Origin of the sequence: Halomonas sp. AOP12-B1-6, from assembly GCF_052379225.1 — a bacterium.
GTDB classification, from domain to species: domain Bacteria; phylum Pseudomonadota; class Gammaproteobacteria; order Pseudomonadales; family Halomonadaceae; genus Vreelandella; species Vreelandella casei.
On record NZ_JBQSYK010000004.1, the window covers coordinates 259,001 to 277,399 of the forward strand.

An 18,399-nucleotide genomic window follows, 5' to 3' on the forward strand; every position below is an offset into this window, starting at 1 on the left:
CTCATGAATCACAAACCGCAGCGCTCTCTGGCCATTCCTTTTGGTTCGCTTAATATATATTATGTTAAATATGGTGTGCTGTTCATTATAGCTCATAGGATTTTGTCATGAATAACATCTTATTCGTTCATGCCAGCCCGCATGGTAAGTATGCGTTAGGCTATCGTCTGGCTGAAAAGATTCTGGCAGAGGAAATGCTCATAAATTCCAGAGTGAGTTTAATCGAACGTGATTTGCTAACCGCCCCTCTGTCGCCTCTGACCCACCGCTACGCCTCTGCGCTCGTTAGCTATAACATCGGCGACAGCCCCAATGCTGACCTGACAGAGTCAGAGCAAATGATTAGTGAGCTCGAGCAGAGTGATCGCTTGTTAATCGCAATGCCGATGCACAACTTCAGCGTACCGGCTGCGCTGAAACTTTGGATAGACCATGTGGTACGTATTAACCGTACGTTTATCGCCTCGGTTGAGGGCAAGCAGGGATTATTGCAAGATCGTCCGACCACCATTCTGGTGAGCGCTGGCGGCATCTTACAGGGAGGTAATCCGCAACCGGATTTTCTGACGCCTTACCTCACGCTTATTCTCAACACTATAGGCATTCAGGATATTCGCTTTGTGTATCTGCAGGGTTTAGCGTTTGGTGAGCCCGCTATCACTCAAGCATGGCATCAGGCGCAGGCCGCGCTGGTCGAGGTTGGCGTACTGACTAACCCGCTGCCATAACGTAAAGCCAGCTACTAGGATCGATGGCGAGCGACAAGTTCCGCCAACTGCTGATAACCCTCTTCGAGTGCAGGACTCGATAGATTGGTCACGCCCAAGAGCAACCCTTTGCGTGCTTTGGTTTGCGTGGCATACCAGGGTGACAGCGGTGCCGGTGCTAAGTTAAAGGCCTTCGCAGCCTCGGCAATAGCAACGTCGTCAACATCATCATCCAGGCTGAGCAACAGTGACAGGCCCGCTATATTCTTGGCTGACACTGATGCGCTCATGAGCGCAAGCAGCGCATTCCGGCGCTGTATATACAAACGCTTCATACGCCGAATATGGCGTAAGTAATGGCCATCGCGCAGAAACTCCGCCACGGCGAGTTGGCTAGGCAGTCCAGACGCTGGCGATAAAGCGGCCGCCGTATCGCCAGCGCGCTCTGACAAGCTGGCCGGCACTACCATAAAACCTAGCCGCAAGCGTGGGCTGATGGTTTTACTGAACGTACCGATGTGGATCACCCTACCGTTTCGATCCAGCGAAGCCAGTGCCGGTGTTGCTTGGCCGCTTAGCTGCAGCTCGCTTAGATAATCATCTTCGATGATCCAGCCAGCCTTTTCTTGTGCCCATATTAGCAGTGCTTGGCGCCGGTCCAGCGACAGCTGTACACCCAAGGGGGCTTGCTGGCTTGGCGTCACAATCGCCAAACGGGCATCTGCTGCCAGCGCTATCCCTTGCTCAACACAAATCCCCTGATCATCCACTGGAACGGGAACCGGGATATATCCTGCTAGCGATAAGGCGTGCCACGTCAGTGGATAGCCGGGGTTCTCAACCCACACTTGGCGTGAATCCAGTCGCAGCAAGTGCAATGCCAGGCCCAGCGCACCCGCATAACCATTGGTAATGATAATCTGGTCGGCAGAGCAGAGCAGCCCGCGGGAGACGGCTAGATAGGCAGCAATTTCTTTGCGTAAGACGTGCTCTCCGCGCGGGTCTGGATAACGTAGTGGCTCAGCCATCGCTTGTCGCGTACAGCGCAGCATGATGCGTGACCAATGCTTAAAGGGAAACCCGTCTTGTGCTGGCACGCCCACTTGAAACAGCTTGGGCGCGCTATCTAGATCCTGATAAAGCTCAGGCAGCGGCAAGCGCGAAGCCGCAGGGGTCACTTGTGGCGCCAAGGGGAGTACGGCGCTAACAAAAGTGCCGGCGGCCCCCTTTGAAATGACGAGCTGATCATCGCTTAGCCGATCATAAGCCGTTTTAATGGTGCCTCGCGAAACGCCTAACTGCGCCGCAAGATCACGCCATGAAGGCAGCCGCGCGCCCTCATACAAATACCCCTGGCGTATGGCGTCAGCGATGCTTAAACGTATTTGCTCTGAAAGAGATTGCTCGCCTTGGCGATCAAGTGAAAAGCGAAGTATGCCCATAACGCCATGGTACATAAAAATCCGTCATTCTTGGTGCTTTTTTTAGACCATGGCGTCGCTCACAATCATATTACTTTTATCGGCCTGAACCTTTTTACTCATTCTTTGAATGAGCCCAGAACGACTGAACCCGCCCCGGACAACTTGCCAAAAGGATCAAACCAATGCGGATAATAAACATGAAACTTTCCGTTGCGATACTGCTCGCCCTGTTGGTCGGCTATACGGGCTCAGTGCAAGCAGGCGACCAACAAACAACCGATCAAGTCTATGATCAGGATGCCGATGGCGAGCAACGTGCCAAAACCGCTGGTGAGTCGCTAATAGGTCAACCTGGGCCCGAGTTGAGCGTTACCACGCTGGATGGTGACATCATTGATCTCAGCACACTGTATGGCGTCAAGCCGGTGTATATTAAGTTCTGGGCAACCTGGTGTGTGCCCTGCCGTCAGCAAATGCCAGGATTTCAGGCATTCCAGGAAGCGCATGGTGATGACATTCAGGTCATCGCCGTGAACACCGGTTACGCTGACACCGAAGCGTCCGCACGTGAGTACCGCGAGGAAATGGGTCTGACCATGCCTATCACGATAGATGATGGCACGCTGGCCGAAGCACTGAATCTGCGAGTCACCCCGCAGCACGTACTGATTGATCGCAGTGGTCACATCACTCACATTGGCCATCGTGACGATAAGGTATTGGAAGAGGCGCTACAGGCATTGCTGGAACCCACTGATCCAAGCTCAGCAACGACCGAAGGCGTTGCCGTCGGGGATATCGATGCCAGCGCCTTAACGGTGGGCGATACGGTTACGAACCTTAACGTCACAACGCGTGACGGCGATGCCATCGACCTATCCCAAGCAACGTCAGACAAGCCACTGGGTGTGGTGTTCTTTGCCACGTGGTGTGAGTCCTATCTTGCCGAGAGCCAGCCGGACACAGCCACCGCTTGCCAACGCGTACGCGAAACCGTCAACCAGCTGAGCGAAGATAACAACGTACAGTGGGTGGGCATTATTTCTGGCCTTTGGACCAAAGAGTCCGATGTCGAAAGCTATCTCGAGTCCACTGAGACGGCCATTCCCGTGCTGCTCGACGCAGACGGCGAGATACACCGTAGCTTCGGCATTCAACAGATACCAACCGTTGTGCTAATTGATGCCGACGGCAAGATAGCTGAAAAGCTTGGGCCACAAGACACCGCCTTAGCCGAAGCTGTCAAGCGTGTCAGCCAATAGCCCACCGCCATTTCGCGCAGGCCACGGCGCGGTATACCCTTTAATGGAGCCGCCCGTATCAAGCGGGCTGATAGCCAATGCCCCTATTCCTTTACCGCTACTGTGCCCTCTTTTGCCTGGTTTTAATGTTGACTCCTCAAGTCGGCGCAGCCCAAGGGTTTCCCGGCACCTCGGGCGAAGTGCTGATCAAGAGCAGCTTGGTCGCGGAAACGGATCAACCCGCTGCCGGTGCCTCTAGCACGTTAGCCGTTTTCATGGAGCCGCAATCCGGCTGGCATGGGTATTGGAAACAGCCGGGCAGTATTGGCCTGGCACCGCAGTTCGACTGGCAATTGCCGGATGGTGTCAGCGTGGGCGATGCCGCCTATCCGGTCCCACATACGCTGATGACCGGCGACCTGATGAATCATGTCTTTGAGCATCCTTACGCGCTATTGCTCCCTGTTGAAATAGATGCTTCGGTGGCGCCGGGGACCTCTCTACCAATCTCCGTCGTTTTCAACTACCTTGCTTGCCGCGCTGACGCCTGCGTTCCCGAACAATCAGCGCTTGCCATTACGCTCATCGCAGGCGATGGCCATATTACGGATGAGCGCAAAGCGCGCTTCGATGAATGGCGCCAAGCACAGCCCAGGCCTCTAGGCTCACCAGCCAGCTTCCTGACGACCGACGATAGCCATTTGCGTGTCAGCATCCCCCTTCCTGCTAGCGTGGCGCTGAACAATCCACACTTATTTGTCGCCACCGACAACATCGTGGATCCCGCTTCTGAGCAGATATTTAGCCGTGAAGGCGATACGCTAATGGTAGAAACCAAGCTGGCAAAATCCTGGCAAGCAGGCAGCCCGACTGACGAGTTCGAGGCGCTGCTGTCATTGGGCACCGGCATTGGCCTGGCACTCGTTAGCCATAGTGATAGCACGCACGTGGCAAGTGCAGCCGCCAGCGTACAAAGTAGCTCTACTTTACTACTGACAGCATTTCTCGGTGCCCTGCTAGGCGGTGTTCTGCTCAATATCATGCCCTGCGTTTTCCCGATCCTCAGCCTCAAAGTGCTTAGCCTTGCGCGCTTATCCGGTGGCGAGCGCGAAGCCCGGCGCGAGGCATTAGCCTATACCGCTGGAGTGGTTGTCGTTTGCTTAATACTTGGCGCGGCCATTATTGCTCTGCGCGCAACAGGCATCCATGTTGGCTGGGCATTTCAACTGCAAGATCCACGGGTCATCGTGGTGCTGACACTGTTGACCGCAGCCATCGGCTTTAACCTGGCAGGCCTTTTTGAGCTGGGCTCCATCAATGCCGGGGGTAAGCTAGCAAGCCAGGATGGCGTAGCCGGTGCATTCTGGACAGGCGTGCTTGCTGCCTTCGTCGCAACGCCCTGCTCCGGCCCCTTTATGGCTACGGCTCTTGGCGCAGCCTTGGTACTTCCCACGGTTGCCGCGCTGACAGTTTTCACAGGCCTGGGCCTGGGCATTGCCCTGCCTTTTCTACTGCTTGGCTTCGTGCCGGTGCTGCGTCGCCGCCTTCCTCGCCCTGGCCCTTGGCTTGCAAGCTTCCGGCATATCATGGCCATCCCCATGTTTCTAACCACTCTAGCCTTGGCTTGGATGCTTGGCCGCCAGCTCAACAACAACGGCATGATTGCGAGCCTCGCTCTGATAATGCTGCTGGCGATAGGGCTTTGGTTCACCGGACTGCGCCAACGCAGCGCCAAACGATTAAGCTGGCTTCCGGCAGGACTAGCGGCCGGACTCACGTTGATGGGAAGCGTCCTGGTTCCGGGTTCCTTTGCCCAGCAAGACGAAAGGGGCAATGCGCTCACTAACTCAGCTGAAACACGCTCGCTCGACTTCGACGCGGGCCGCTTGGCCGAGCTTCGGCAACAAGAACACGCCATCTTCGTCTATTTTTCCGCAGATTGGTGCGTCACCTGTAAGATCAACGAACAGCGGGCAATCGATATACCCAGCACGCAGCAGGCATTTGAGCATGCGGGCGTGATCACAATGAAGGGCGACTGGACCAATGGCGACCCCGCCATCACCGCTTTTTTAGAGCAACACGGCCGCTCAGGAGTGCCTCTCTACTTATGGTACGGCCCAGGCGATACAGAGGCTGAAATTCTGTCACAGATTCTTGCGCCTAATGTTTTACCTGCGTTAGCAAGCAAATCTGGTTAACCCAGTCTCGTATCTGGCATAGTCGGTGGCGACGCCGACTCCTATAAGGCTTGGGATGAACAGCGCGTCTTTTCAAAAGAAAAAGCGCGCTGTTTGACGGGTAATTCTCGGTCACGCTAGCGGCCTCTAACGCAGTGCTATAATATCCACCGCCGGTTCACTCGTTGGCACATATTCAGCCATATGAACAAGCTTCATGGTTCGGCATATCTCTGATTCTGTTAATAACCTTGCTCTCTTGGGCCTCCTTGCTTCGATCAGATTCATGAGCTGTAGTCACTGCGCACAAGACACCCTAAGTAAAGTAGGTGTTGGAAAAACCTCAATGGCGTTGGACACTAGTCCCCCTTCTCCTTATCATCCTTCCACTTATTGTCCAAGGATATCACTCGTTATGCGCCCAGGTGTTTTGTGGCTAGTAGCTGGCTTGTCGCTCTCAATCGCAGGCTGTGCAGCAACCCAGCCGGAACCTAGTGGCCCGCCGCCGTTAAGTGAAGCGTCATTCAATTCACGTATCCTTGAGCTAGAAAGCCAGCTGATGCAGCAATGCGATGCTCGCTCTGAGCTACAGTCGCGTCAACTTGATGAGCAGCAGGTTTTAACCGCGGATGTGCGTGAAGTGGGCAGCCTTCTGCGCTACCTGCGCCAAGACGTACAGCAGTTGGAAGCACGCGATGACGAGCCCGTCATCATTCGCGAAGAATGTGAAGTCGATGAAAGCCTAACCACCAAAACGCTGCTGGGTCGCAGCGAATGGGTGGGTTTGCCCAGCATGGGGACTTATCTTAAAGCGCGGGTGGATTCCGGTGCTAATACGTCATCTTTGTCTGCATCCGATATCACGCGGTTTGAGCGCGATGGTGAAGACTGGGTACGTTTCAAACTGGCGCTCAATGAGGACGATATTGCCGTTGAAGCTCAGCGAGATGAATGGATTGAAGCGCCGATAGTTCGTCGAGTGCGCATTGTTCAAGCCTCCGGCGAAGAGTCACGTCCGGTTATCTCATTATTAATGACGCTAGGCCCGATACGTGAAAACGTTGATTTTACACTCAATGATCGAACGCACCTTGATTATCCTGTGCTGCTTGGTCGGCGATTCTTGATGGATATCGCTTTGATCGATGTGGCCGATACGTTCTTGCACGATCGACCTGAGTTTCCAGGTGGCGAGTCACCCGATCAAGCTGCTGAAGATGAAGCGGTTGATGAAGACGACACCGAAGAGTAACTGATCTCCCTGGCGCTTTACCCTGAAAGGAATCTGCATGTCCCGGTTAATGTTTTATATTATTGTCGGCTTTTTATTGGTTGTTGGTATTGCGTCCAGCGTGCATCGCCATGTGCAGTTCGAAATCCCCTGGCTACCGGGTGAACAGCGCCAGGTATGGGAAATTGAGGCGGGCATTACCTTCAACGCTCAGAATGGGCCTGTGCAGGTCGATATGGCGCTGCCTTCCCATCAAGCAGGCTATCGAGTGTTAACCGAAAACACGGCTTCCTCAGGATACGGTCTTGCTTATCAGGCCGATGAGTTAGGTCGCACGGCACAGTGGACTATCCGTAACGCTGCGGGTAGCCAGCAGCTGTATTACTCGGTCCAGATGCTCGTATCTCAAGACGCACGCTCTCCGATCCAAACACCGCCCACATTAACTGCCGCCACGCCATGGGAAAGCCCCTATGATTCCGCTGCTAGCCAGCTAATTGAACAGGCCTGGGCGCGCAGCGCTAATAACGCTACCTTTGCACGTGAGCTTATTCGTGATCTTAACGGCGAACGTCAGGAAGAAAGTGCGCGGTTGCTGCTGTCACAAGAAGCCCCTGCAGCCCTGGTAGTACGCCTGCTTAATCAGTCCGGCGTATTAGCCCGTGAAGTCAGCGGTCTTATATTGGAGGACGGCCGTCGCCGTCAAACGCTAAGCAGCTGGATCCAAGTCTTTGCCGATGACGGCGAGCAATGGTCTATCTTCAATCCCGCTACCGGCGAGCAAGGCAAGCCTGATAACCTGCTGCTTTGGGAAACAGGCGGCCGAGCGGTGCTTGAAGTTCAAGGCGGCACGAATTCTCGGGTTTCATTCTCAATGATGACCCATGATCAGCCTGCATCCGCTGCGGTGCGTAATCATTACTCTGACGATACGCTGCTGAATTTCTCTATCCATAGCCTGCCATTAGAAGAGCAGGCGCTATTCCAGACTATCTTGCTTATCCCGATTGGTGCATTGATGGTGGTATTGTTGAGAGTGCTTGTGGGTCTTAAAACATCCGGTACCTTCATGCCGGTACTGATTGCCCTCGCTTTCATTCAAATCTCTCTTACCACTGGATTGATCGGCTTTTTGCTGATCGTTGCCATGGGCCTTATTATTCGTAACTACCTGTCCTATCTTAATTTACTGTTGGTAGCTAGGGTGTCGGCGGTCATCATTACGGTCATTGCGATTATCTCGATCTTTACCGTATTGGCCTACCGTATGGGGCTCAGCGCAGGGCTTACCATCACCTTCTTCCCGATGATTATTCTCGCTTGGACTATCGAGCGCATGTCGATTTTGTGGGAGGAAGAAGGTCCAAAGCAGGTGTTAATTCAAGGTGGCGGTAGCTTGGTAACGGCTGTCCTTGCTTACTTGGCGATGAACAATCCTTGGGTACGCCATATCACGTTCAACTTCTTAGGTGTGCAGTTGATACTGATGGCACTGATTCTATTGCTGGGTAATTACACCGGTTATCGTTTGTTAGAGCTGCGCCGCTTTAAGCCAATCACTGACGACGAGAAGCTTTCATGAGTTGGTTGAAAAACTGGACCTGGCCAACGCGCCTGCGCGATAAAGGTATTATCGGTATGAATCGGCGCAATATTCGCTATATTGGCCGCTATAACCGTCGTCGCCTTTATCCGCTTGTCGATGACAAGCTCAAGACTAAGCTGTTGGCTCAGCAGTATGGAATAACCACGCCAGAACTGATCGGTACTGTGACCACTCAGTTTGGCGTGAAGCACATTAGTGAAATGCTGGCTGGGCACGGCGGGTTTGTCATCAAGCCTGCCAAAGGCAGCGGCGGTAAAGGCATACTGGTAATTGAGCATGTTGATGAAGACGGTTTCATCAAGCCCAGCGGTATGCGCCAGTCCATTACCGATATTGAGCGTCATGTCTCGAACATTCTCTCTGGCCTCTATTCACTGGGCGGCTCGCCTGATGTGGCCTTGATTGAAACGCTGATTAACTTCGATGAAAGCTTGATGGACTACACTTATGAAGGCGTGCCCGATATACGGGTGATTGTCTTCAAAGGCTATCCGGTGATGGCGATGATGCGCCTTTCTACTGCGGCATCCGATGGCAAAGCGAACCTCCACCAAGGTGCGGTGGGTGTTGGCTTAAACATTGCCACTGGCGCTGCACTGCGTGCCGTTCAATTTGATATGCCTTGTTTTAGCCATCCGGATACGGGGCACGACTTAGCAAGCTTAGTGGTTCCTCAGTGGGATACGTTGCTTCATTTAGCGGCAGGCTGTTATGAGATGACGGGACTAGGCTATCTAGGTACTGACATGGTGTTGGATCGCGAGCATGGTCCGATGCTGCTTGAGCTTAACGCTCGCCCTGGTCTTGCCATTCAAATGACCAATGGCGAAGGTTTGCGCCGCCGGCTTGATCTTATTGAGCAGCAGCCAGACAATGTGCCGACTATTGAGCGCGTGGCCTTTGCACAACATCATTTTGCGCGCCAGAGCGAATTAGTCGAAAGCAAAGACACCTCGTCTGCGAATGCGTAAACTAGGTCTATAAAAACTAGGTCTATAAACATTAGGTTCTAGTCGAAATTTGCGCTGTCAGCGTTCACTGAGTTGCCCATGACCCAAGCGAATACATTACTGCAGCAGGCTGAATCTCAGTGCCATATCCGTGGCGTGCGATTTACTCCCATTCGTCGGCGAGTATTGGAGTTAATTGCTGAAAATGGCGGTGGGCTGAAAGCTTATGATTTGCTTGATAAGCTTTCCACTGAGCATGCCGCGGCTCGACCGCCGACGGTTTATCGTGCCTTGGAGTTCTTGATTGATCAGGGGCTTGTCCACCGCATTGAATCTTTGAATGCCTACGTAGCCTGTGCCTGTCCTGAGCATGCTCACGGTTTTCAACTGCTGATCTGTCGTCAATGTGGCTATGTCGAAGAGCTGCATTTAGATGAAATCAGCGAGCAGCTCGTCGCGCTTGCTCAGCGGCAAGGCTTTAAGATCGAGCGCCAAACTATTGAACTACAGGGGCTTTGTCAGCGCTGTCGAGCTACTTCTTAATCGAATTGCTAGTGAGTATATTCAATGTCCCGTTTTGATCAGGTTGCGCCAAATACTCTCTTTAAGCAGTTAGAGGGAGCGTCACCTGACGATAGCCTACCTTCTGTTGCCGCCCTCCTCGCCGCTGTCAAATTCAATACTGATGGTTTGATTCCTGCCATTGCGCAGCAGCATGATTCAAAAGAAGTATTGATGATGGCCTGGATGAATCGCGCGGCATTAGAGGAGACGCTCTCGACTCATCGCGTTTGTTATTTCTCGCGCTCGCGGCAAACACTGTGGCGTAAAGGCGAGTCATCGGGTCAGCAGCAGCAGTTAGTATCCGCAGCACTGGATTGCGATGCTGACACACTCCTTCTGTACGTCGATCAAACGGGGCCTGCCTGCCACACCGGTCGTCGCAGCTGCTTCTATATTGCGATAGATAAAAATCAGGCCGTAATTACCAGTACGCCGTTAATTGACCCTGATCAACTGTACGGTAAAAAACACGAGTCTTAGCAATGGCAAGCTGGAAATCAGCACTGCGATCAGGCCCGCGCTGGGCGTTAATGAAAGTAATGATTGGCTTGGTGAGAGTCTATCAGTATACGCTTAGCCCGCTACTAGGCCCTCGCTGCCGTTTCTGGCCTAGCTGCTCATCTTACACAATTGAGGCTATTCAGGTGCACGGCCCCCTTGCCGGCGGCTGGATGGCAATTAAGCGTATCGTTAAATGCCATCCTGGCCACGCAGGCGGCATGGACCCTGTTCCTGGGGGACGAAGTGAGCAACTTTGCCGCGAGGACGATGACTCATGCTGTGAGCACCCTCCCCGCTAAGCAATTCTTCTTACAGCTATTTTTGCTGCGCAACCAGATAAATTCTTTCTAGCATGGAGTGCAAGCCATTGCTGCGCGTGGGCGAAAGATGTTTATCCAACCCTAAGTCGGCCAAAAAGTGAGGCTCAGTAGCGCGAATTTCAGCCGCCGTTCGTTCACTGTAAATGCGCAGCAGTATCGCAATAAGGCCAGAGACAATGGCGGCATCCGACGTTGCTTTGAAAATCAGCTTATCGCCCTGCTCTTCATGGCGCATCCATACATTTGACTGGCAGCCTTGTATTTTAAACTCCTCGATTTTCCATTCATCAGGGAAGTCAGTTAGCTGCTTGCCCATATCGATAATGTATTGATAGCGATCCATCCAATTATCGAATATCTCGAAATCTTCAATCAGCTCTTGCTGGGCCAGCTCGGCGCCGGAAGTGCTCATGGTATGTCCTTCTAAATAGGGATTGCCTGCTTAAATGCTCTCATTTAGAGATTATCAACCTGCTTATTATAACGACTCAGCGGCGGCTTGAGGGAGTCATTGGTATCTGAATTACCGTGCGGGTGCGGTAATCGATGCCGTTGCTGCTCGCGATGCCACTCGTTGTCTTCACTATGCAAATAGCGTGAGGTTGTTTCTAAGCGAGCGTGGCGGGCGCTTTCCGCTAAATGCCTTAGGCTAATACCTGACTGGGCTTGGTGAGTGATAGAGGTATGTCGTAACCAGTGTGGTGTCGCCCGGCGCAGTGCGGCAACGTGCACAGGCTCGCCACCTTGATCTTCAAGCGCATCCGCCGCCTTTTGGAACGTGGCGCGAATCAGGCGATAAAGCTGGTTGTGGCCAAGGCCGCGCTGCCCATCCAGTGAGCGCAGCACCGGTGCTACAGCTTCCAGCTCGCTAGTCTGCTCAGGCAAGCCAATCGCTTGGCGCCATTGGTGCAGGCATGCCCGCATGTCATCAGGTAGCGGGATGCGCGCTACTTTGTTGCCTTTACCCACCACGGACCACCACCAGCGCCCTTCGCTGCGTTGAAAATCACCCATGCGGGCATCGGCCATTTCACTAATGCGTGGTGCAAGTAAATAGGCAAAGCCAAATATGAACTGTTGTCTTGCCTGTTCAAAATGAATGCGGCTATTTTTGCCGTTCTCTAACGGTATGTTCAGCCAGTGCCATAGCCACGCCCATAGCTCGCTTTCCAAATAGCGCTCAATGCGCGGGGTCTGATTGTTCAAGCGTCTTGATTTGTCGCGCATCAAGCGAAACGGGTTATGGCTAACCCAGCCTGCTTCCACCAGCCAGCTAAACATTCCTTGCAGTATGACTAAACTCTGGCGCCGGCTAGGTGGTGATAGCGGGCCGCGAAACGGGCGCCATGCTGGGTGCACGCGTGGCTTTGAAGGGCCAACCCACTGTTCGCTGGGCTGAGGATCGGCAAGAAATGCTTCAAAACGATGTAGCGTTTCACGATTTATATCAGGCAGCGTGAGCCCTTGGCTGCTTAACCAAAGCAATAGCCGCTCAGATTCACGCCGATACGCCTTAAACGTTTGGCTGCTATCTTCGTATTCCTTAAGCCATGCCATGACTGCCTGGGCATCATTTTTAGCAGCAATCCTGCCGCCAGCAGGCTCAGCTGTTAACACTTTGTTAAGCGTTATAAATTCTGCTTCGGCAAGAGGCTGTCTATCTGGCATTGAATAATCCCCTTCTCTTTGGCTATGCAATTGCTAGATGACTATGGGCAAAGTCTGCATCTATCGGTGTATAAATTCAAGATAATACGTGTAATCTTGAATTTATACACCGATAAATAAATAATATTACGTAAAATGTAATATGTAATAATTGCCTTTTATGTAAATTATCACGACAATAGGAATACGAATTTAGCTAAAAAGGAAAGCTCGATGGCCCGCAACGGCATTCAGTACAGCGATGTGCAGCAAGCCATAGATGTGCTGCTGACGCGTGGCGACAATCCCAGCGTACAGCGCATCCGCGATGTCTTAGGCACGGGTAGCTTTACGACAATTAGTGAGCACTTCAGGCTATGGCGCAACGAGCGCGAACAAAATCGCGATGTTCCCCCGCCCAAGGGCGTACCCGAAGCTGTGGTGACGGCGGCTAGTCAGCTATGGCAAGAAGCTCAAGAAGCCGCAAATCAAGCGCTAGTGCATTACCGCGAAGAAGCCAACCGACAGGTAGAGGCCGCGCAGCAGGCAGAACAAGAAGCCGGTCGACAAGCGGCGGATGCCGAGCAGCGTGAAAGCGCCCTCGCAGAACATCTACGTCACGTTGAGCAGCGCATGGAAGCGCTCAATCGTGAGTTGGCGGCCAGTCAGACAAACGAGCATCACTGGCAACAGCTAGCCCAAGCGGCGCGAGGTGAAGGCGTTCAGCTAAAACAAGCGCATCAGCAATTCGTGGTGCAGGCAGAAGAGAATGCGCATGCTCAGGCGGACGAGCTTAACCAGCAGCGTTCAGCCGCAGAGCAGCGTCTTGGACAAGAAGAGCAGCGCCACGAAGCCGCTGAGGACAGGCTTATGGCGATGCTAGATGCGGCACAGCAAACACGTACCCAGGAGGAAAAGGCGTTTCAAAAACGCCTTGCTCAGAGCCAGCAACGTATAGAGGCGCTAAGCGAAGAATTAAACGTTAAGCAGCAGGCCCTTCACCAAACGCAGCTAGATGCCGGTGAGCGAGAACAGCAGGTGAGCGAGCATGAGCAGCAAATCACCACGCTAACGAAGCAGCACCAAGCGTTAACGGAGCAGCTAAACCAGGCTCAAACAGCACTAAAGCAGCAGGCCCAGCAGCATGCGCAGAACGAGGCCGTGCTCCAACAAGAGTGGCAAGAAAAGCTTTGGAGCCGGATGGAGGCGTTACAGCAACAACTAACGGAGTTGCCAGCATCGCTTGCTGATAAAACGCCTCAATCAGCGTCACCAGAACGCTGATAGGCCATTTTGCTCCCATGCTCACGAAAACACCCAGCACAGGGGCTGGGTGTTTTGCTCAACAACGATAGATTATCAATAAATCCATGACAGCGGCTTCAGCCTATTGCTGCCATATTACTGATAATAGGCGTTGGTGGTATCAGAGTGGTCGGTGACGTCGCGGATGCCGGCAAGCTCCGGAATGCGCTCCATCAAGGTTTTCTCCACCCCATCTTTCAGCGTTAAATCAACCGCTGAGCAGCCCTGGCAACCGCCGCCGAAAGCTAAGACCGCGTATTGCTGCTCGGTTAGCTCTATTAACTTTATCTCACCACCGTGTGCTGCCAGGCCGGGATTAATCTCGCTGTAAAGAACGTAGTTAATACGGTCTTCAAGCGGACTATCTGCGTTAACCTTGGGCATTTTGGCGTTCGGTGCTTTGATCGTCAGCTGGCCGCCCATGCGGTCCGCGTTAAAATCGACGACCGCCTCTTCCAGAAAGGCCAGGCTGTTCTTATCGAGAAAAACGTTTATTTTCGCGAGTTCCAGCGTGACATCGGTGGGTTCTTCTTCACCGGGGCGGCAGTAAGCCAGGCAGGTTTCCGCGTACGGCGTGCCCGGCTGGGTAATGAAGATGCGTACTGCAATACCTTCTACGTTTTGCTTTTCAAGCAACTCGGAGAGATATTCCTGAGCACTATCAGTGATATCGATACCTTGAGTATCGACGCTGGTGTTTTTTTCGCTAGTCGTGGTCATGAGGGGTGTCTTCCTCCCGTGGTAGTGGCTAAGCCTAATGACTGAACCACTTCACATGTCATTTGTTACTATGGTAAGCAAAACACCGCTCTGACACAATCCCGAGTAATTTAGTAGGCTATTTAAAAGACTACTTTTGTCGGTAGATGATCACCTGTCTGTCCCACCGGCATTGTCTGGCGGCTCCTAGAGGGGCCTTTTGTACTGCCTTTTGTTATCATTATGCGCCGCTTAACCACTGATGCTGCTTTTCCGACGATAACAACATCCCCTTTGACGACTGTGACGCTGGAGAATTCCCCCTGCCATGGCTGATAGTGCTTTGATCGCAACCCTCACGCAGCGCCTTACCCAACGCATCCTGATTCTGGACGGCGGCATGGGTACCATGCTGCAGAATGCCTCGCTGAGTGAGGAAGATTTTCGTGGAGAACGATTCAGCGATTGGCCCTCGGATCTCAAAGGCAATAACGATTTACTAGCGCTCACCTGCCCCGATTTAGTCACGCGAATTCATCGCGACTATCTTGAGGCCGGTGCTGATATTATTGAGACCAATACGTTCAACAGTACCCAGCTGTCACAATCTGATTACGGTATGGAAGCGCTGGTCGTAGAGCTTAACTACGAATCGGCACGCCTGGCGCGCCAGGTCTGCGATGCGGTCGCGGCTGAAACCGGCGTGCCCCGCTATGTTGCTGGCGTGCTAGGCCCTACGTCGCGCACGGCTTCTCTATCGCCAGATGTTAATGATCCCGCCAAGCGCAACGTAACCTTTGATGCGCTGCGCGAAAATTACTATGAGGCTGCTGAAGCACTTATTGCCGGCGGCGCTGACCTGATTATGATCGAAACGATCTTCGATACACTCAACGCAAAAGCGGCCATTTATGCGCTCGAAGAGCTATTCGATGATCGTGGTGAAAGACTGCCAGTGATGATTTCGGGCACCATCACAGACGCCTCTGGGCGCACGCTTTCGGGCCAAACCACCGAAGCGTTTTGGAACTCGGTGCGCCACGCTCAGCCGCTTTCCGTAGGACTAAACTGCGCGCTAGGTGCTGAGGAGCTGCGCCCTTATGTGGAGGAACTCTCCAAGAAGGCCGATACCTTCGTTTCGGCGCACCCCAATGCTGGGCTTCCCAACGAGTTTGGCGAGTATGATCAGACGGCTGAGGAGATGTCTGAGATTGTCAGTGAGTTCGCTGCCAGCGGCATGGTCAACATCATTGGCGGCTGCTGCGGTTCAACGCCAGACCATATTCGCGCCATTGCCGACTCCGTACGCCATATGGCGCCCCGCGTTGTTCCCGAGCTTAGCCATGCCTGCCGTTTATCAGGGCTTGAGCCGTTCAATATTCAAGCCGACTCGTTATTCGTTAACGTTGGCGAGCGTACTAACGTCACCGGTTCGGCACGTTTTAAGCGGTTGATTGTTGAAGAAGATTTTACCACGGCGTTAGAAGTCGCCCTTGAGCAGGTAGAGAACGGCGCTCAGGTGATTGATATCAACATGGACGAGGGCATGCTTGAATCTAAGGAAGCCATGGAGCGCTTTCTTAATCTAATTGCCGGTGAACCCGATATCGCCCGTGTGCCTATTATGATCGACTCCTCCAAGTGGGAGATCATCGAAGCAGGCCTGAAGTGCGTCCAAGGCAAGGCGGTCGTTAACTCCATTTCATTAAAAGAGGGAGAGGCCGCCTTCCGCGAACAGGCGACCAAATGCCGGCGTTTTGGCGCTGCTATCGTGGTAATGGCCTTTGATGAAGAAGGCCAGGCGGATACTTTTGCGCGTAAAACGGAAATTTGTCAGCGTGCCTATCGTTTACTGGTGGATGAGATTGGCTTCCCTGCTGAAGACATTATTTTTGATCCTAATATTTTTGCGATCGCGACAGGTATTGAAGAGCACAATAACTACGCGGTCGACTTTATTGAAGCTACTCAATGGATTCGTGACAACCTGCCCCACGCCATGATTTCAGGCGGCGTTTCCAACGTCTCGTTCTCGTTTCGCGGCAATAATGCGGTGCGCGAAGCGATTCACTCGGCGTTTCTCTATCATGCGATCCGCGCGGGCCTCAGCATGGGCATCGTCAATGCGGGCCAGCTAGCCGTTTACGACGACTTGCCTGCAGAGCTGCGCGATGCGGTTGAAGATGTGGTGTTAAACCGCCGCAGCGACGGTACTGAACGCCTGCTCGATATTGCCGATAAGTTTAAAGGAGACGGTAGCGGCGCGCCCAAAAAAGAAGACCTTGAATGGCGTAGCTGGCCGGTCAATAAGCGTATTGAACACGCGCTTGTGAAAGGTATTACGGTTTATATAGAAGGCGATGCTGAAGAAGCCCGTAGCCAGGCCGAGCGCCCTATCGAAGTCATCGAAGGTCCGTTAATGGACGGTATGAACGTCGTTGGCGACCTCTTCGGCGACGGAAAAATGTTTTTGCCCCAGGTCGTTAAGTCCGCGCGGGTGATGAAGCAGGCAGTGGCTTATCTGATTCCTTTTATTGAAGCCGAGAAAAGCGAAAAGGTGAAAGCCAAAGGCAAGATCGTGATGGCGACGGTAAAAGGCGATGTTCACGATATTGGCAAAAACATTGTCGGCGTGGTGCTGCAGTGTAATAACTACGAAGTGATTGATCTTGGCGTGATGGTGCCCGCTGATAAAATTTTGCAGGCAGCGAAAGATCATAACGCCGATATTATCGGCCTTTCCGGTCTCATTACGCCGTCGCTGGATGAAATGGTCAGCGTGGCCAAAGAAATGCAGCGCCGCGGCATGGATTTACCGCTGCTGATTGGTGGTGCAACGACATCTAAGGCCCACACAGCGGTCAAAATTGAGCCTCAATATGAGCACCCGGTCATTTATGTCACCGATGCCTCGCGTGCAGTAGGCGTTGCGGGGCGGCTGCTCTCTTCTGAGCAAAAGCCCGCCTATGTGGCTGAAATTCGTGAAGAGTATGAAAAAGTTCGTGAGCGTAACGCCAAGCGCCGCCCGAAAGCGGCAGACCTTGATTATACCCAAGCGCGCAAACGACGTTTTCGCACTGACTGGAGTAACCACACGCCCGCTCAGCCCACAATGATTGGATTAAAAACATTCGATAACTATGATCTCGAAGAGCTTGTAGCGTTTATCGACTGGACGCCCTTCTTCATGAGCTGGCAGCTCGCGGGTAAGTATCCCAAAATTCTCAATGATGACGTTGTTGGTGAAGCTGCTCGTAACCTGTTTGAAGACGCGAAAAGCATGCTGCGCAAGCTAATCGATGAAAAGCGCGTGCAGGCACGGGGCGTTATCGGGCTTTGGCCTGCCAATAGCGTTGACGATGACGTGATTGAGGTTTATGCCGACGAGTCGCGCAGCGAGGTCGTTGAGCGCCTCCATCATATTCGCCAGCAAACCACAAAAGGCCGCGACGGCATTTGCTACAGCTTGGCTGACTTTGTCGCCCCCAAGGAAAGCGGCAAAGCCGATTGGATTGGCGGATTCGCGGTGACCACCGGCCACGGTGTCGATGAGCTGTCTAAAGCCTATGGGGCGGCGGGTGACGACTATAACGCGATTATGGTCCAGGCATTAACGGATCGACTCGCAGAAGCCTTTGCCGAACGTATGCATGAGCGTGTACGTAAGGAGTTCTGGGGCTATGTGCCAGAAGAAGTGTTAGATAACGATGCGTTAATTGCTGAGAAATACCAGGGTATTCGCCCTGCTCCCGGCTACCCTGCCTGCCCTGATCATACTGAGAAAGCCACGCTGTTTAGAATGCTCAATGCGACTGAGAATACCGGCCTAGCATTAACTGAAAGCTTTGCTATGTGGCCTGCTGCCGCTGTTGCGGGCTGGTACTTTGCTCATCCGCAGTCGAAATATTTCTCGACCGGCAAAATCACCCGTGACCAGGTTGAGGCAATCGCTGCCCGTAAGCCCATGCCGCTTGAGGAGATGGAGCGCTGGCTTTCGCCGGTGCTTTCCTACGACCCTAGCTGA

General features: G+C 53.1%; 15 protein-coding genes. 11 read left to right on the plus strand and 4 right to left on the minus strand.

Annotated elements, in window-relative coordinates; genetic code table 11:
* The first annotated feature begins 107 nt into the window (after positions 1–107).
* Positions 108–728, plus strand: a complete 621-nt coding sequence (locus ACT3TR_RS13825; protein ID WP_096280049.1) for an FMN-dependent NADH-azoreductase — start codon at positions 108–110, stop codon at positions 726–728.
* 14 nt (positions 729–742) lie between these two features.
* On the opposite strand, the gene pdxR is transcribed toward ACT3TR_RS13825, so the two are convergent.
* The gene (gene pdxR, locus ACT3TR_RS13830) at positions 743–2,164 is read right to left on the minus strand and encodes a MocR-like pyridoxine biosynthesis transcription factor PdxR (RefSeq protein ID WP_444625445.1); all 1,422 of its coding nucleotides are present in this window, start codon (positions 2,162–2,164) and stop codon (positions 743–745) included.
* A 164-nt stretch (positions 2,165–2,328) separates the two neighbouring features.
* On the opposite strand from pdxR, the gene ACT3TR_RS13835 reads away from it, so the two are divergent.
* The 8 genes from ACT3TR_RS13835 (at position 2,329) to yidD (ending at position 10,703) form a co-directional block, all read left to right on the plus strand.
* A complete protein-coding gene (locus ACT3TR_RS13835) occupies positions 2,329–3,393 on the plus strand; it encodes a TlpA family protein disulfide reductase (protein WP_444625444.1) in 1,065 nt (354 codons plus the stop codon).
* A 125-nt stretch (positions 3,394–3,518) separates the two neighbouring features.
* Entirely contained in the window at positions 3,519–5,573 is a 2,055-nt protein-coding gene (locus ACT3TR_RS13840) for a protein-disulfide reductase DsbD family protein (RefSeq protein WP_444625443.1), read from the plus strand.
* Positions 5,574–5,967: 394 nt separating this feature from the next.
* Positions 5,968–6,804: an ATP-dependent zinc protease family protein gene (locus ACT3TR_RS13845; RefSeq protein ID WP_096280044.1), complete on the plus strand. Its 837-nt coding sequence runs from the start codon at positions 5,968–5,970 to the stop codon at positions 6,802–6,804.
* Positions 6,805–6,841: 37 nt separating this feature from the next.
* The gene (locus ACT3TR_RS13850) at positions 6,842–8,365 is read left to right on the plus strand and encodes an inactive transglutaminase family protein (protein WP_441683666.1); all 1,524 of its coding nucleotides are present in this window, start codon (positions 6,842–6,844) and stop codon (positions 8,363–8,365) included.
* A complete protein-coding gene (locus tag ACT3TR_RS13855; RefSeq protein WP_096280039.1) occupies positions 8,362–9,360 on the plus strand; it encodes an alpha-L-glutamate ligase-like protein in 999 nt (332 codons plus the stop codon). Before ACT3TR_RS13850 ends, ACT3TR_RS13855 begins: the two co-directional genes overlap by 4 nt.
* Positions 9,361–9,438: 78 nt before the next feature.
* A complete protein-coding gene (locus ACT3TR_RS13860; protein ID WP_096280037.1) occupies positions 9,439–9,882 on the plus strand; it encodes a Fur family transcriptional regulator in 444 nt (147 codons plus the stop codon).
* Between the two features lie 24 nt (positions 9,883–9,906).
* Positions 9,907–10,383 (plus strand): phosphoribosyl-AMP cyclohydrolase, encoded by a 477-nt coding sequence (hisI, locus tag ACT3TR_RS13865; RefSeq protein ID WP_444625442.1) that lies wholly within the window; start codon positions 9,907–9,909, stop codon positions 10,381–10,383.
* 2 nt (positions 10,384–10,385) lie between these two features.
* On the plus strand, positions 10,386–10,703 hold the full coding sequence (gene yidD, locus ACT3TR_RS13870; protein WP_193063180.1) for a membrane protein insertion efficiency factor YidD: 318 nt from the start codon (positions 10,386–10,388) through the stop codon (positions 10,701–10,703).
* 16 nt (positions 10,704–10,719) lie between these two features.
* Here yidD and ACT3TR_RS13875 read toward each other — a convergent pair whose 3' ends face one another.
* Together ACT3TR_RS13875 and ACT3TR_RS13880 are read right to left on the minus strand one after the other, a co-directional pair.
* Positions 10,720–11,136, minus strand: a complete 417-nt coding sequence (locus ACT3TR_RS13875; protein ID WP_444625441.1) for a SufE family protein — start codon at positions 11,134–11,136, stop codon at positions 10,720–10,722.
* Between the two features lie 44 nt (positions 11,137–11,180).
* Entirely contained in the window at positions 11,181–12,392 is a 1,212-nt protein-coding gene (locus ACT3TR_RS13880) for a tyrosine-type recombinase/integrase (protein ID WP_444625440.1), read from the minus strand.
* Between the two features lie 213 nt (positions 12,393–12,605).
* Here ACT3TR_RS13880 and ACT3TR_RS13885 point away from each other — a divergent pair, with 213 nt between their 5' ends.
* Positions 12,606–13,655 carry a DNA-binding protein gene (locus tag ACT3TR_RS13885; RefSeq protein WP_444625439.1) on the plus strand — a complete coding sequence of 350 codons (1,050 nt, stop codon included), beginning with the start codon at positions 12,606–12,608 and terminating at the stop codon, positions 13,653–13,655.
* A gap of 117 nt (positions 13,656–13,772) precedes the next feature.
* Here the strand turns inward: ACT3TR_RS13885 and nfuA are convergent, their stop codons facing one another.
* Entirely contained in the window at positions 13,773–14,396 is a 624-nt protein-coding gene (gene nfuA, locus ACT3TR_RS13890) for a Fe-S biogenesis protein NfuA (protein ID WP_441683657.1), read from the minus strand.
* A 307-nt stretch (positions 14,397–14,703) separates the two neighbouring features.
* On the opposite strand from nfuA, the gene metH reads away from it, so the two are divergent.
* On the plus strand, positions 14,704–18,399 hold the full coding sequence (gene metH / locus ACT3TR_RS13895; protein ID WP_444625438.1) for a methionine synthase: 3,696 nt from the start codon (positions 14,704–14,706) through the stop codon (positions 18,397–18,399).